14 protein-coding genes are annotated in these 13384 nt (G+C 69.0%); 8 read left to right on the top strand and 6 right to left on the bottom strand.

Annotated elements, in window-relative coordinates:
- Window positions 1-5 precede the first annotated feature (5 nt).
- The 3 genes from ACTJJK_RS10945 to ACTJJK_RS10935 all read right to left on the bottom strand — a co-directional run bounded on the left by ACTJJK_RS10945 (window position 6) and on the right by ACTJJK_RS10935 (window position 3402).
- A complete protein-coding gene (locus tag ACTJJK_RS10945) occupies window positions 6-1466 on the bottom strand; it encodes a sigma-54 dependent transcriptional regulator (protein ID WP_223619162.1) in 1461 nt (486 codons plus the stop codon).
- Between the two features lie 270 nt (window positions 1467-1736).
- Window positions 1737-2789 (bottom strand): class 1 fructose-bisphosphatase, encoded by a 1053-nt coding sequence (locus ACTJJK_RS10940; protein ID WP_031374288.1) that lies wholly within the window; start codon window positions 2787-2789, stop codon window positions 1737-1739.
- Between the two features lie 121 nt (window positions 2790-2910).
- Window positions 2911-3402 (bottom strand): hypothetical protein, encoded by a 492-nt coding sequence (locus tag ACTJJK_RS10935; RefSeq protein ID WP_031374287.1) that lies wholly within the window; start codon window positions 3400-3402, stop codon window positions 2911-2913.
- Window positions 3403-3637: 235 nt separating this feature from the next.
- On the opposite strand from ACTJJK_RS10935, the gene ACTJJK_RS10930 reads away from it, so the two are divergent.
- Window positions 3638-4075, top strand: coding sequence for a hypothetical protein (locus ACTJJK_RS10930; protein ID WP_031374286.1), 438 nt, complete (start codon window positions 3638-3640; stop codon window positions 4073-4075).
- A gap of 89 nt (window positions 4076-4164) precedes the next feature.
- Window positions 4165-5307 carry a DNA polymerase IV gene (dinB, locus tag ACTJJK_RS10925; RefSeq protein WP_440730199.1) on the top strand — a complete coding sequence of 381 codons (1143 nt, stop codon included), beginning with the start codon at window positions 4165-4167 and terminating at the stop codon, window positions 5305-5307.
- A gap of 26 nt (window positions 5308-5333) precedes the next feature.
- Here dinB and ACTJJK_RS10920 read toward each other — a convergent pair whose 3' ends face one another.
- Window positions 5334-5870 (bottom strand): N-acetyltransferase family protein, encoded by a 537-nt coding sequence (locus ACTJJK_RS10920; protein ID WP_440730198.1) that lies wholly within the window; start codon window positions 5868-5870, stop codon window positions 5334-5336.
- Here ACTJJK_RS10920 and ACTJJK_RS10915 point away from each other — a divergent pair.
- From ACTJJK_RS10915 to ACTJJK_RS10890, 6 genes are all read left to right on the top strand, one after another.
- Complete coding sequence (locus tag ACTJJK_RS10915; RefSeq protein WP_440730197.1) at window positions 5869-6108, top strand: hypothetical protein; 240 nt, start codon at window positions 5869-5871, stop codon at window positions 6106-6108. The two genes, ACTJJK_RS10920 and ACTJJK_RS10915, sit on opposite strands and share 2 nt — an antisense overlap.
- Before the next feature lie 65 nt (window positions 6109-6173).
- Window positions 6174-6839, top strand: coding sequence for a response regulator transcription factor (locus ACTJJK_RS10910; protein ID WP_031374282.1), 666 nt, complete (start codon window positions 6174-6176; stop codon window positions 6837-6839).
- Window positions 6836-8290 (top strand): ATP-binding protein, encoded by a 1455-nt coding sequence (locus ACTJJK_RS10905; RefSeq protein WP_440730196.1) that lies wholly within the window; start codon window positions 6836-6838, stop codon window positions 8288-8290. The genes ACTJJK_RS10910 and ACTJJK_RS10905 overlap by 4 nt, the downstream gene beginning before the upstream one ends.
- Window positions 8291-8663: 373 nt before the next feature.
- On the top strand, window positions 8664-9263 hold the full coding sequence (locus tag ACTJJK_RS10900) for a hypothetical protein (RefSeq protein ID WP_440730195.1): 600 nt from the start codon (window positions 8664-8666) through the stop codon (window positions 9261-9263).
- Between the two features lie 23 nt (window positions 9264-9286).
- The gene (locus ACTJJK_RS10895; RefSeq protein ID WP_440730194.1) at window positions 9287-10531 is read left to right on the top strand and encodes an NIPSNAP family protein; all 1245 of its coding nucleotides are present in this window, start codon (window positions 9287-9289) and stop codon (window positions 10529-10531) included.
- Between the two features lie 76 nt (window positions 10532-10607).
- A complete protein-coding gene (locus tag ACTJJK_RS10890) occupies window positions 10608-11306 on the top strand; it encodes a helix-turn-helix transcriptional regulator (RefSeq protein ID WP_031374278.1) in 699 nt (232 codons plus the stop codon).
- 231 nt (window positions 11307-11537) lie between these two features.
- Here the strand turns inward: ACTJJK_RS10890 and sigJ are convergent, their stop codons facing one another.
- Entirely contained in the window at window positions 11538-12425 is an 888-nt protein-coding gene (gene sigJ, locus ACTJJK_RS10885; RefSeq protein ID WP_223619168.1) for an RNA polymerase sigma factor SigJ, read from the bottom strand.
- A gap of 79 nt (window positions 12426-12504) precedes the next feature.
- Window positions 12505-12936, bottom strand: a complete 432-nt coding sequence (locus ACTJJK_RS10880; RefSeq protein ID WP_440730193.1) for a carboxymuconolactone decarboxylase family protein — start codon at window positions 12934-12936, stop codon at window positions 12505-12507.
- Window positions 12937-13384 lie beyond the last annotated feature (448 nt).

Raw genomic sequence — 13384 nt, 5'->3', positions numbered from 1 at the left:
GCCGCTCAGGCGGTCTCGGCTTCCTCGGGCACGTCCTCTTCGTTGCTGCGCATGCCCAGCTTCTGCATCAGCCGATACAGCGTGACCCGCGACACGCCGAGCTCGCGCGCCGATTCGCCGAGGCGGCGGCGGTTGCGGTGCAGGGCGCGTTCGATCGCTTCGCGGGTGGCGGCGTCGCGGGCTTCTTCCAGGGTCATCGGCTGGCCGTCGCCGAGCGCGCCGATGCGCAGGTCGGCGGCGGTGATGTAGCGGCCTTCGGCCATCACCACGGCCTGGCGCACGCGGTTGATCAATTCGCGCACGTTGCCGGGCCAGGCGTGGCGGTGCATGGCCTGGCGCGCGCACGGCGAAAACCCCTTCAGGCCGCGGGTGTTTTCCTGCGAATAACGCTGCAGTGCGTAGTCGGCCAGCAGGTCGATGTCGCCGCCGCGTTCGCGCAGCGGCGGCAGCTGCAGGCGCAGCACGCACAGGCGGTGATAGAGGTCGCTGCGGAAACGGCCCTCGGCGACGGCGAGGTCGAGGTCGTGATGGGTCGCGGAGATGATGCGCACATCGATCTTGGTGGGGCCCTGACCGCCGAGCCGGTCGATGCTGCCTTGTTCGAGGAAACGCAGCAGCGAGGTCTGGCTTTCCAGCGGCAGGTCGCCGATTTCGTCGAGGAACAAGGTGCCGCCGTTGGCCATTTCGATGCGGCCGAGCTTGCGCTGCTGCGCGCCGGTGAAGGCGCCGCGTTCGTAGCCGAACAGCTCCGACTCGATCAGGTTGTGCGGAATCGCGCCGCAGTTGATCGCGACGAAGGGATTGCGCTGGCGGCGCGAATGGCGGTGGATCGCCATCGCCGCGAGTTCCTTGCCGGTGCCGGTTTCGCCGGCGATGAAGGCCGGCGCGTCGGTCGAGGCGGCCTTGTTCAAGATCCGGCACAGCGAGCGCATGGCGTCGCTTTCGCCGACCATGCCATCGACGTAGCTCGATACGGCATCGTCGTTGTGACCGCAGGCCAGCGCGGCCATGCCGTAGGCGTGGCCGATCACCGTATGCAGCACGGCCTCGGGGCAGGGCAGGGTGACGTAGTCGTAGCAGTAGTCGCGAATCAGGCGGCGCACGACCGGGTCTTCGATCTGGTCCGTGGAGACGCCGGCGATCCAGCCGGCGTTATGTGCGCTCAAGGCTGGGCCGAGTTCTTCGAGATCGCGCGCATCGAAACCTTCGCGCAGATCGATCAACACCGCATGCGGCAGGCGCAGGTTGGCGTGCAACATACGCAGCGCGGCGCGCGCATCGACGGCGCGGCGCAAGGTCCAGCCTAAAGTCTGCAACGCCGCCAGGGCGTGCATGCGCCCGGCGCCGCCGGGGCTCAGATAGAGGAGTTCGCGGCCTCCGATGTCGCGCGCTATCGCAAGTTTCGGCGATGCCACGCCGTTGGTCGCGTAGCGACCCCCCAGGTCGCGCCGAGTGCTGTTCGACATTGTTCTTCCCCGCGGGCGCAAGGCGCCGGCAATTACCGCAAGTCTTACTACTAACGCACACTCGAAGCAAAGCCGGTCATCGGACGACCGGTCTGGCCCACGATGCGCGTTTAGGCAGCGGAAAAAAGCCGATTCAGCAATGGGGCAACGTGTTCAGCTTGGTGAGGAATTCGGTGCTGCGCAGCGTACCGCGCGAATCGGGTCCGTCGGCCCGATGGCTCTCCCCGAGAGCGGGGAGAGCCGCCGTTTCAGAGGGCGTTCAAGCCTGGATCAAGCCTGTTCAGCATCGTGCTCGCGGTGGTAACGCACCGCGGTTTCGACTTCCTGCTTGCTGCCGATGAACACCGGCACGCGCATGTGCAGGCCGGTCGGCTGCACTTCCAGCATGCGCTGACGGCCGGTGCTGGCGGCGCCGCCGGCCTGTTCGACCAGGAAGCTCATCGGGTTGGCTTCGTACATCAGGCGCAGCTTGCCGCCCTTGTCGGCGCACTTGGCGTCGAGCGGATAGCTGAAAATGCCGCCGCGGGTCAGGATGCGGTGCACGTCGGCGACCATCGAGGCGACCCAGCGCATGTTGAAGTCCTTGCCGCGCGGGCCTTCCTTGCCGGCCAGCAGATCGGCCACGTAGGCCTGCATCGGCGGCTGCCAATGGCGCTGGTTGGACATGTTGACCGCGAATTCCTTGGTTTCCTCGGGAATGGTCATGTTGCGCGTGGTCATCACGAAGCTGCCGACTTCGCGGTCGAGGGTGAAGGCATGGGTGCCGTTGCCGATGGTCAGCACCAGCATCGTGCTCGGGCCGTAGGTGGTGTAGCCGGCGCAGACCTGTTCGGTGCCGGCCTGGAGGAAGTCCTTGTCGGCGGCCTGGGTCACGCCGTCCGGGCAGCGCAGCACCGAGAAGATGGTGCCGACCGAGATGTTGACGTCGATGTTGGACGAGCCGTCGAGGGGATCGAACAGCAGCAGGTAGTTGCCGCGCGGGTAGACGTCCGGGATCGGGTGCGAGGTGTCCATCTCTTCCGAGGCCAGGCCGGCGAGGTGGCCGCCCCAGGCGTTGGCTTCGAGCAGGATCTCGTTGCTGAGCACGTCGAGCTTCTTCTGTGCCTCGCCCTGGATGTTCATGCTGGCTTCGCCGGGGGTGCCGGCTTCGCCGAGCACGCCGCCGAGCGCGCCCTTGCCGACTGCGATGGAGATGGTCTTGCAGGCGCGGGCGACGACTTCGATCAGCAGGCGCAGGTCGGGGTTGATGCGTCCGGCGCGCTGTTCTTCGATCAGGTAGCGGGTCAGGGAAATGCTGCTGGGAACGGGGGAGGTGGCGGACATGGCGGGGACGGTGGCGGCGAGGGCCGCCATTGTCGCCGATGCCGTGCGCGCGGCGCAGTCCGGCCGGGGCCCCATATTCAGGCGGGGCGCATGAGGCGGGCCGCAATCAGGCGCGGCGACGTCAGTCCGGACGCAGGCTGTCGGCTTCGCGGCGCAGATGGCGCTCGGTCACGCCGAAGGTCTGGGCGACCTCGCGCTGGCTGCGGCCGGCACGCACCGCGGCGCGGATGCCGACCCGGCGCAGGCCGACGAACACGCCCCAGGCCGAAGGGATCTCGATGGTGCCGGCGGCGCTGGCGCGCTCGAGCAGGCGGCGGTGGGTGGGGGCGTCCAGCTCCACTCCGAGCCGGGTCGAGCAGGCCTTGCGGCTGCGCGACAGGTACAGCCGGCGGCCGCCGTGGCGGCGCACCAGCCGCAGCATGGCGTCGAAGCCTTCGAGCGCGGCGACCTCGGCCGCGACCCAGGGCAGCGACGACAGCACTTCGACCCGGTGCGCTTCACAGAACCGGCACAGGACTTCGAACTCGACCGATTCCGGTTCCGGCAGGCCGGCGAAGCAGGGATGCGACTCGATGGCCGCTTCGTCGGCGTCTGTGCGTAGAGAGATAGTCATGTCCGCCAGAACGCGGCCGGCGCATGGCCGTGAAGCGGCGATGGCGGTGCGCAGGGCGATCCGCGACGCAGGCGGCGTTTGCGCGCCGGATCCAACGCGATGCCAAAGCCTTTGCGATGCCGGAGCCGACACGATGCCGCGCTGCGGACCGCGTCCGCATATCGCACCGCGGTCGGGGCCGCTAGAAGGAACTCCGGCGCTGCATCCGCTGCGTCCCACCCACAGGAGACTTCAGATGCCTTATCAGATCGCTCGTTGCTTCACCCCGCTTAACATCGGCGAATGCGAATGGGCCAGCGCGCAGGCGATTCTGCCGGTCAACGGCCAGCCCGTGCCGACGGTGCAGTTCGGCAACTTCACTTCCTGCATCGGCATCGTCGCCAGCAATGTCGATGCCACCGAGGTCATCGGCATCCATCTGGTGATGGTGAACGACCAGGATCAGCAGTTCACCGCCGCCGATGTGCCCACCGTGACCGCGTTGCTGGCCGGCTTCCCGGAGAATCAATCCATCGTCGGCCAGATCGAGCTGTGGCAGGACAATGTCCCGGACGCTTTCGCTGCGTTGGTCAACGCGCTGCCGAACGCCGGGCAGGTCGATCGCGGCGACGGCACCTACGGCGCCGGCCTCAACAGCGTCGATCAGCTGGAAGTGCTGTACCAGCCGCTCTGAGCGTCGCGGCGTCGGCGTCGCGCGCTGGAACCGATTCATGCGGATAAGCGCCCGACACGGCGCAAGCAGGCAGGCGGCGAAGCGCTACCATGGCGCGTTCGTCCGTCTGCCCCGGTGCCGTGTCCGAATCCGCGCCCAGCCGCAAAGTCCTGCACGTCGACATGGACGCGTTCTACGCGTCGGTGGAGCAGCGCGATGCGCCGGAATTGCGCGGCCAGCCGGTCGTGGTGGCCTGGCGCGGCGCGCGTTCGGTGGTGTGCGCGGCCAGTTATGAGGCGCGCAAGTTCGGCGTGCGCTCGGCGATGCCGGCGGTGCGCGCCGAACGCCTGTGCCCGCAGGCGGTGTTCGTGCCGCCGGACTTCGTGCGCTACAAGGCGGTCTCGCGCCAGGTGCGCGAGATCTTCGCCCGTCACACCGACCTGATCGAACCCTTGTCGCTCGACGAGGCCTATCTCGACGTCACCACCACCAAGACCGGACTGCCGTCGGCGACCGCGACCGCCGAGGCGATTCGCGCGGCGATCCGCGAGGAGACCCAGCTGACCGCATCGGCCGGGGTGGCTTCGAACAAGTTCCTGGCCAAGATCGCCTCCGACTGGAACAAGCCCGACGGCCTGTTCGTGATCCGCCCGCATCAGGTCGAGGCCTTCCTGGCGCCGCTGCCGGTCGGGCGCCTGCCCGGGGTCGGCAAGGTCATGGAGGCCAAGCTCGCCGAACTCGGCGTCAGCGTGGTCGCCGACTTGCGCGCACTCGGCGCAGTCGCTCTGGAACAGCGCTTCGGCCGCTGGGGCCGGCGCTTGCACGAACTCTCGCTCGGCATCGACCACAACGCGGTCGAGCCGGAGCGGCCGACCCTGCAGGTGTCCTCGGAGGACACCTTCGAGCGCGACCTGCCGCTGGAGCAGGTCGAGGCCGACATCCGCCGCCTCGCCGGCAAGACCTGGGCCGGCTATCAGCGCGAACTGCAGCGCAGCCCGGGGCGAGTCGCGCGGACCGTGGTGTTGAAACTCAAGACCGCCGACTTCCGCATCCTCACCCGCAGCCTGACCGCGGCGCATCCGCCCGCCGACGAGGCCGAACTGGCCGACATCGCCTGCGCGCTGCGCGCGCGGGTCGAGCTGCCGGCGCAGACCCTGTTCCGGCTGGTCGGCGTCGGCCTGTCGGGTTTCGCCGAAGACGAGGACGGCGCCGTTCAGTCGGATCTGTTCGAGCGCGAGCCGCGGTCCGCCTGAGGGGGCAGCGGATCCGCGTTCGAGGCTCAGGCTTCGGCGGTCTCGCTGTCCATCCGCACTACGTAGCGCATCGCGTCCATGCGCAACGCGCGCACCGGGGCGTCGGCACCGCGCGCGGCATCGCTCCAGACCGGCGACTGGCATTGCAGGTTGAGGCAGCCGAAGCGGCGAGCCGCATCCAGCGCCTGGCGGAACAACTCGGCCTCGATGCCGCGATCGCGCCAGGGCGCGCGCAGGTAGGGGTCGTCGAGCTGCAGGCAATAGGCGCGTTCGAGCATCGAGAAGCCGGCGGTGGCGCTGGCGTAGCCGACGTGCAGGCCGTCGACCTCGGCGATCCAGGCCCAGGCGCCGAACGGCGGCTCGAACAGCACTTCCATCAACTCCAGCGCATCGCTGCGCGGCGGGCCGTAGGGCCGGCGTTCCAGGGCGAGCTGCTCGGCGTGTTCGTTGCACAGCTCGATCAGCACGGCGGCGTCTTCGCGGACCACCGGGCGGACCACCAGACCGGCCAAGGTCCTGGGCGCGAGGGCGGACGGGTCGGGGGCGGCAAGCTGGGGCTTCATGGGCGGTGGATTCCGGGAGGGGGAGGAGGCGGTACGGGCAGGGGCATCGGCGCTGCGTCGTCGTCGCCGCGGCGGCGGCGACGACGCGGGCGCGTCGATCCGCGCCGGCGGGGGTAGCATCGTCGGCAGCGGTGCGCGCGAGGCGCCGACAGCGGCGGCGAAGAACGGCGGGGCGAGCATGGCGAGGCTCCTGACCGGGATGCACGGGATGCAGCGCATCCTGCGCGCCCGCTTTTAAGAAGTTTTTAATCGTGCCGGCGCACTGTGCGGCCGGCGATGCGACAAGGTGACGCAAGGCGAGGCATGAACATCCTGCTGGTGGAAGACGACGCGATGCTCGCCGAGGCGGTGCGCGCAGGCCTGATACACGACGGTTGGCGCGTCGATTGGGTCGCCGATGCGCCGTTGGCGAAGACCGCCCTGGTCGATCACGACTTCGACGCGGTCCTGCTCGATCTCGGCCTGCCCGGCGGCAGCGGCCTGGGCGTGCTGGCGACCCTGCGCGGCCGTTACGACGCCACCCCGGTGTTGATCGTGACCGCGCGCGACAAGCTCAGCGAACGCATCGCCGGGCTCGATGCCGGCGCCGACGACTACATCGTCAAACCTTTCCAGCTCGACGAGTTGTGTGCGCGTCTGCGCGCGGTGATGCGGCGCAGCCAGGGCCGGGTCTCGCCGGTGCTGAGCTGCGGCACGGTGGTGCTCGACCCGGCGCGGCGCCTGGTCACCCGCGACGGCGAGCCGGTTGCGCTGAGCGGGCACGAGTTCCGCACCCTGATGCTGTTGCTCGAACGCCAGGGCCGGGTGGTCACCCGCGAGCAACTCGAGGAAGCCGTGTACGGCAGCTCCGGCACCATCGAAAGCAACACCATCGCGGTGTACGTGCACCAGCTGCGGCGCAAGCTCGGCGAACACCTGATCGTGACCGTGCACGGCTACGGCTATCGCGTCGGCGCGGGGGCGGCATGAGCGCGCCCGCTGCGCCTGCACCCGCTACGCCTGCGCCGGCCGCGCCCGCGGCGGTCGCCGACAAACGTTGCCGCGGCACGCGCTCGTTGCGCTGGCGCCTGACCTTCGTCCTGATCAAGAGCGTGCTGCTGGCCTGGTTCGTATGGATGGGCTGCCAGATCTGGCAGCTCGGCCGCGAACACACCGGCTTTCTCGACAACTCGCTGCGCGAGATCGCCGAGCAGGTGCTGGCGTCGATGCCGGAAGGCTTGGAGCGCTTGCCCTCGCGCGATCCCAAGCGCGTCACCGTGCCGGTCGCCGCCGATCGCAAGATGAGCTTCCAGGTGTGGGCGCAGGGCCGCAACGTGGTGTATTCGGCGGCCGCGCCGCTGGAACCGTTGAAGCCGGATTTCCGCGACGGCTTCGCCCGCCGCGAGATCCATGGCGAGCGCTGGCAGGTCTACAGCCTCACCGACCGCCAGCGCGGCCTGGTGGTGCAGGTCGGCCGTACCAAGCAGATGGCGATCCAGGAGCTGCAGGGCTGGATCCTCGGCAGCCTGTTGGCCGCGGCGCTGATCCTGGTGGTGTTCGGCCTGGCGATGTGGATGGTGATCGGCCGCTCGCTGCGGCCGCTGACGACCTTGCGCGACACCTTGCGCCAGCGCCCGCCGCTCGACCTGACGCCGCTGCCGAGTGCCGAGCTGCCGAACGAATTCCGGCCCCTGGTCGACGCCTTCAACAGCCAGCTCGAACGCGTCGACACCGCGGTCCAGCACGAGCGCCGCTTCATCGCCGACGCCGCCCACGAACTGCGCACGCCGTTGGCGGTGCTCAGCACCCATGCCGAGCTGGCCCTGCGTGCCGACACCCTGGAAGAAAAGAACGCCGCGTTGCTGCGCTTGCGCGCCGGCGTGCAGCGCAGCGCACGCCTGTCCGAACAGCTGCTCGACCTGGCCCGGCTCGATGCCGGCGAGGAATCGGTGCGGCTGGCGCCCTTGGACCTGTCCGACCTGATCGTGCTGGTGATCCGCGACTTCGAGACCCTGGCGCGCGAACGCCGCCAACGCATCAGCCTGCGTGCCGAGCCGACCCGTTTGCTCGGCGACGTCGACCAGCTCGGCATCCTGCTGCGCAATCTGATCGACAACGCGGTGCGCCATGCCGGCGCCGACGGCACCATCGCGGTGTCCTGCCACGCCGATGGCGACGGCGCGGTGGCGCTGTGCGTCGCCGACAACGGCCCCGGGGTCGCGGTCGACGATTGCCAGCGCATCTTCGACCGCTTCTACCGCGCCCCGGGCAGCCCCGATGGCGGTAGCGGCATCGGCCTGTCGCTGGTCGCCCGCATCGCCCAGACCCACGGCGCCCGCATCGAATGCGGCGAAGGCCTGGAGCGCAGCGCCGACGACCCGCGCGGCCCGGGGCGCGGCTTCGAGGTGCGGGTGGTGTTTCCGGCGGCCCCGGTGGTTTGAGGGGGCTGTTGGGGCCGGAGCAACGGCAACAGCAACAGCAACAGCAACAGCAACAGCAACAGCAACAGCAACAGCAAATCCCCCTGCCCCCCTTTTTCAAAGGGGGGAATGGAGTGCGGGAGCGGTTCCTGGCCGACTCGCAAGCGCGGTCGATTCAAGGCGTGCTGATCGGCTCGTGTCATCCGCCCGATCCGATCGAAACACCCCGAAGTACTCCCCCCTTTGAAAAAGGGGGGCAGGGGGGATTTGCCCTTGCTTGCGCTTTCGCCCTTCCCCCCGCCCTGCTGACAGCAGGCTGGCAGCAGCCCCCGCGCACAGTGACGGCGTGCGATCGGCACGGCCTGGCCCGACGCGGCCACGGGGGAAGCGCGAGATGGACCGGCAACGACGATTGATCCTGCAGTTGGGGGCGAGCGCGCAGCTCGCGGCGATGAGTTCGGTGCTGCAGGCCGCGCCGTTCGCCGAGGCCGCGGCGGCGCCCGCCGGCGGCGGCCCGACCGCGCCCGACCACGACGGCCGCCACGATTTCGACTTCTATCACGGCCGCTGGCAGGTCAAGAACCGACGCCTGGCCAAGCGCCTGGTCGGCAGCGACGACTGGATCGAGTTCGACGCCACCGACGAATGCCGGCCCATCCTGGGCGGGCTAGGCAGCGTCGACCGCTACCTCACCGCCTGGGGCGGCGGCATCGAAGGCTTCGCCCTGCGCCTGTACCAGCCGGCGACCAAGCTATGGCAGGTGTACTGGGCCAGCGACCGCGACGGCGTGCTGGAAGCGCCGCTGAGCGGCGGTTTCCGCGACGGCGTCGGCGTGTTCCATGGACTGGAGGCGCACGAAGGCCGGATGCTGCCCTCGCGCGCGACCTGGTCGGAGATCACCGCCGACAGCGTGCGCTGGGAACAGGCCTTGTCGGCCGATGAGGGCCGCACCTGGGAAACCAACTGGGTCATGTGGATGACGCGGCAGGCTTGAGTTTGCTTTCGAGGGTTCGAGCGATGAACGATACGAGCACGGCCGGCGACGGCCGCCACGACTTCGATTTCCTGCACGGCCGCTGGCAGGTCCACAACGAACGCCTGCGCGAGCGTCTGGCCGGCTCCGACGATTGGCAGATCTTTCTGGCCACCCAGACCTGCGCGCCGGTGCTCGGCGGGCTCGGCAATGTCGACGCCTTCGTCTCCGACTGGGGCCGTCCCGGCGCCGAGGACGGCTTCCAGGGCATGACCCTGCGCCTGTTCAACCTGGAACGCCGGCAATGGAGCATCTATTGGGCCGGCAGCCACGACGGCGTGCTCGAACCGCCGGTGGTCGGCGGCTACGAGAACGGGGTCGGCGTGTTCTATGGCGAACTCGAACACGAAGGCCGGCCGGTGTTGGCCAAGTTCGTGTGGAGCGACATCAGTGCCAACACCGCGCATTGGCATCAGGAATTCTCGGTCGACGGCGGCGCCAGCTGGGAAACCAACTGGCATATGTGGATGCACCGCAGCGACGAGCACGGCCGCCTGCTGCACGAGGACGCGGTGATCGAGCTGCGCCAATACCGGATGCAGCCGGGCCGTCGCGACGATCTGATTGAGCTGTTCGAGCGCGAGTTCGTCGAATCGCAGGAGGCGGTGGGCATGCACGTCATCGCGCAGTTCCGCGACCTCGACCAGACCGACCGCTACACCTGGGTGCGCGGCTTTCCCAATCACGCCTTGCGGGCCGCTTCGCTCGACGCTTTCTACGGCGGGCCGATCTGGAAGCGCCATCGCGAGGCGGCCAACGCGACCCTGCTCGACAACGACGACGTGCTGATGCTGCGGCCGTTGCGGCCGGGCTCGGGGTTCGCGGTTGCGCCGAGTGCCCGCGCGCCGGCAGGCAGCACCGCGCGCGGCGAGGGCGTGGTCGTAATCGGCATCTGCGAACTGGGCGCGCCGGCCGAGGACGGCTTCGGCGAGCTGTTCGAGCAGCGCTTCGTGCCCTTGCTCGGCGCCGGCGGCGCCGAATTGCTCGCGACCTATGTCAGCGACCCGTCGCCGAACGGTTACCCACGCCTGCCGGTGCGCGAGGGCGAGCGAGTGCTGGTCTGGTTCGCCGGTTATGCCGACGAAGCCGCGCAGCGCGCTCACTTCGCCGCCCTGGACGGCGACCCGCGTTGGCGCGCGCTGCTGGCCGACGCGATGCTCGGCGACCTCAGGCGGGCGCCGCAGCTGCTGCGGCTGGCGCCTACTGCGCGTTCGGAGCTGCGGGCATGAACGCCGGCAGCGACGGACGAACCGCTAACCCCGCGCCGCCGCTTGAGCCTGGCGCGGCGGCGCGGGATCATGCCGGATGCGCCGCGCCGACCGCCTGTTCCTGCTGATCCATGCCCTGCGCGGACGCCGCCATGCGATTACCGCCCAGCAACTGGCGCAGACCCTGGAAGTATCGCTGCGCACGGTCTACCGCGACGTCGCCGACCTGCAGCGCTCCGGCGTGCCGATCGAGGGCGAGGCCGGGGTTGGCTATCTGCTGCGCAAGGGCGCGGACATCCCGCCGCTGATGTTCAATCCCGACGAGCTCGAAGCCCTGGTGGTCGGCACGCGTTTCGTGCGCGCCTTCGGCGGCGAGCGCCTCGGCCGCGGCGCGACCGCCGCCTTGCTCAAGATCGAAGCGGTGCTGCCGCCGGAACTGCGCGCCCGCAGCGCCCGCACCCGCATCTTCGCCCCGCAGCTGGATAACCGCATCGAGGCCAGCGGCCTGATCGACGCCCTGCACGGCGCGGTGCTCGAACAACGTGTGCTGCGCGTGGTCTACCGCGACGGCGAGGCGCGTGCCAGCGCGCGCGAGATCGAACCGCTGTGTCTGTCGTTCTGGGGCGGCAGTTGGACCTTGGGCGCCTGGTGCCGCTTGCGCACCGATTTCCGCAGCTTCCGCCCGGACCGCATCGTCGAATACGCGGCGACCGGCGAGAGTTTCGTCGACACCCGCGAACGCGGCCTCGACGCCTATCTGCGCTCGGTCGGCGTTGCGGCGACGGATTCGGGGTGATGGGATCGCCGTGCGGAGCTAGAGCAAATCCCCCTGCCCCCTTTTTCAAAGGGGGGAACAGCACGCGGCTTTGTTGAGGGAGCAACCCGTGGCTTCAGCCGGACAAGCTGGCTAGGTCATCGAGGGTATAGCGATTCGTCGAGGCCGACGGGCATCCCCCCTTTGAAAAAGGGGGGCAGGGGGGATTTGCTGTTCCCGATTCCCGATTCCCGATTCCCGATTCCCGAACCCTCAACGAATCTTCACCGCCTCCAACCGCGCCAGCTTGTCGGGGTTGCGCATGATGAAGATGTCGCGCAGGCGGTCGTCTTCGTCGTAGCCGAAGCTCACCGCCGCTTCGATGCGGCCCTCGCGTTCGAGGATCACGCCACGCGAGCCGTTGAGGTCGACGAAGGTCCAGCGGTCGTTGCGGCAGGCCGGGTGCAGGATGCGTTCGATGAAACCCAGCACCGCGTCGTGGCCATGCAGGGCTTCGGCCGCAGCGGTGACCTTGCCGCCACCGTCGGCGCGCAGGGTGATCTGTTCGGACAGCAAGGCTGCCAGGGGCGCGGTGCGGCCCTCGGTCAATGCGGTCTCGAACGCGGCCAGCAACTGGTCCTGCTGCTCGGCCGGGGTGACGTGGCGGACTTTCTCCTGTTCGACGTTGGCGCGCGCGCGCTGCACCAGCTTGCGGCAGGCGGCCTCCTCGATCTCGAGGGTGCGGGCGACGTCGGCGTAGGACTGCTCGAAGATCTCGTACAGCAGATAGGCCGCACGCTCCTTCGGGGTCAACCGTTCGAGCAACAGCAGGAACGCGGTCGATAGCGACGAGGCCAGCGACAGCTGTTCGTCGGGACGCTCGGCCGCGGCGGTCTGGATCGGCTCGGGCAGCCAGGAGCCGATGTAGTCGACGCGGGTGCGGTGGGCCGAACGCAGCAGGTCGATGCAGCGACGGGTGCAGGCGGTGGTCAGCCAGGCGCCGGGGTTGTCGATGCCGCTGCGGTCGGCGTCCTGCCATTTCAGGAAGGTGTCCTGGACCGCGTCTTCGGCGTCGGCGCGCGAGCCGAGGATGCGATAGGCCAGACCGATCAGCATCGGCGCCGATTGCGCGAACAGTTGGGAGTCGTCGGAAGCGTTCATGAGTCGGTTCGTGGGGCGGGCGCTGCCCGCCCGCGTCTTGCGGCGATGGGGGTGGCGAGTATGCGCGGGATCGCGGCCTTCAGTGCTTGGACACCTGCAACCGGTTCCACAGATTGATCATCGCCGCCGCCGCGGAAATCGCGCCGATCAGCTGCTCGCTGTAATGCTCGCGCAGGGCTTCGCGCAACGCGCCGTAGTCGGTGCGCTCGTCGAGCGTGGTCAGGGCTTCGGTCCAGGCCAGGGCGGCGCGCTCGGCGGCGCTGAAGTCGGCGACGTGGCGCCAGACCACCAGGCGGTCGAGGCGATCGTTGCTTTCGCCGTCGGCGCGGGCCTCGCGCAGATGCATCTTGACGCAGAAGGCGCAGCCGTTGATCTGCGAGGCGCGCAGCTTGATCAGGTGATAGATCGGCTTGGCCAGGCCCAGGCCGGCGACGGCGGCCTCGACTTGGCCGAGCTGGGCCAGGATCTCGGGAATCTCGCGTTCGTACTTGATCGGGGCGGTGGTGCTCATGGGCGTTCTCCGGTGGGGATTGAGTGGCTTATACCGGTTCGACGATCCAGGGTGTCAGCGTGTGACATCCGAGCCGAAATAGTTCGTTCGACCCCGTTAGGAGCGGCGCAAGCCGCGACCCCGGTGGAGGAGAAGCCTCCGGCCAACAGGCGCAATCGCTGTGCAGGTCGAGGCACAGCAGGGGCCGTCGTAATCGAGTTTCGGCGGTCGCGGCTTGCGCCGCTCCTACTCTTTGAAGCGGCGACCACGACGCCCTGATCTCACGCCGCTTCCGACTGGAGTCCCGGGTAGGAGCGACGCAAGTCGCGACCACGTCCTGCCGGCTTCCAGCGTTCCCTTGAATCAAGAGCAAGGCTTCCGTCCGCTATCGCGGCCGGGTTACTTTCTTTTGCTGGCCCAAAAGAAAGCTAACCAAAGAAAAGGCCTTCCTTGACGAAGCTCCCCTGCG

It is taken from the genome of Lysobacter sp. 22409 (assembly GCF_052045105.1).
Classification (GTDB): Bacteria; Pseudomonadota; Gammaproteobacteria; order Xanthomonadales; family Xanthomonadaceae; genus Lysobacter; species Lysobacter antibioticus_B.
The sequence above is the reverse complement of the archived record's forward strand: the minus strand, read 5'-3'. Positions and strand labels throughout refer to the sequence as shown.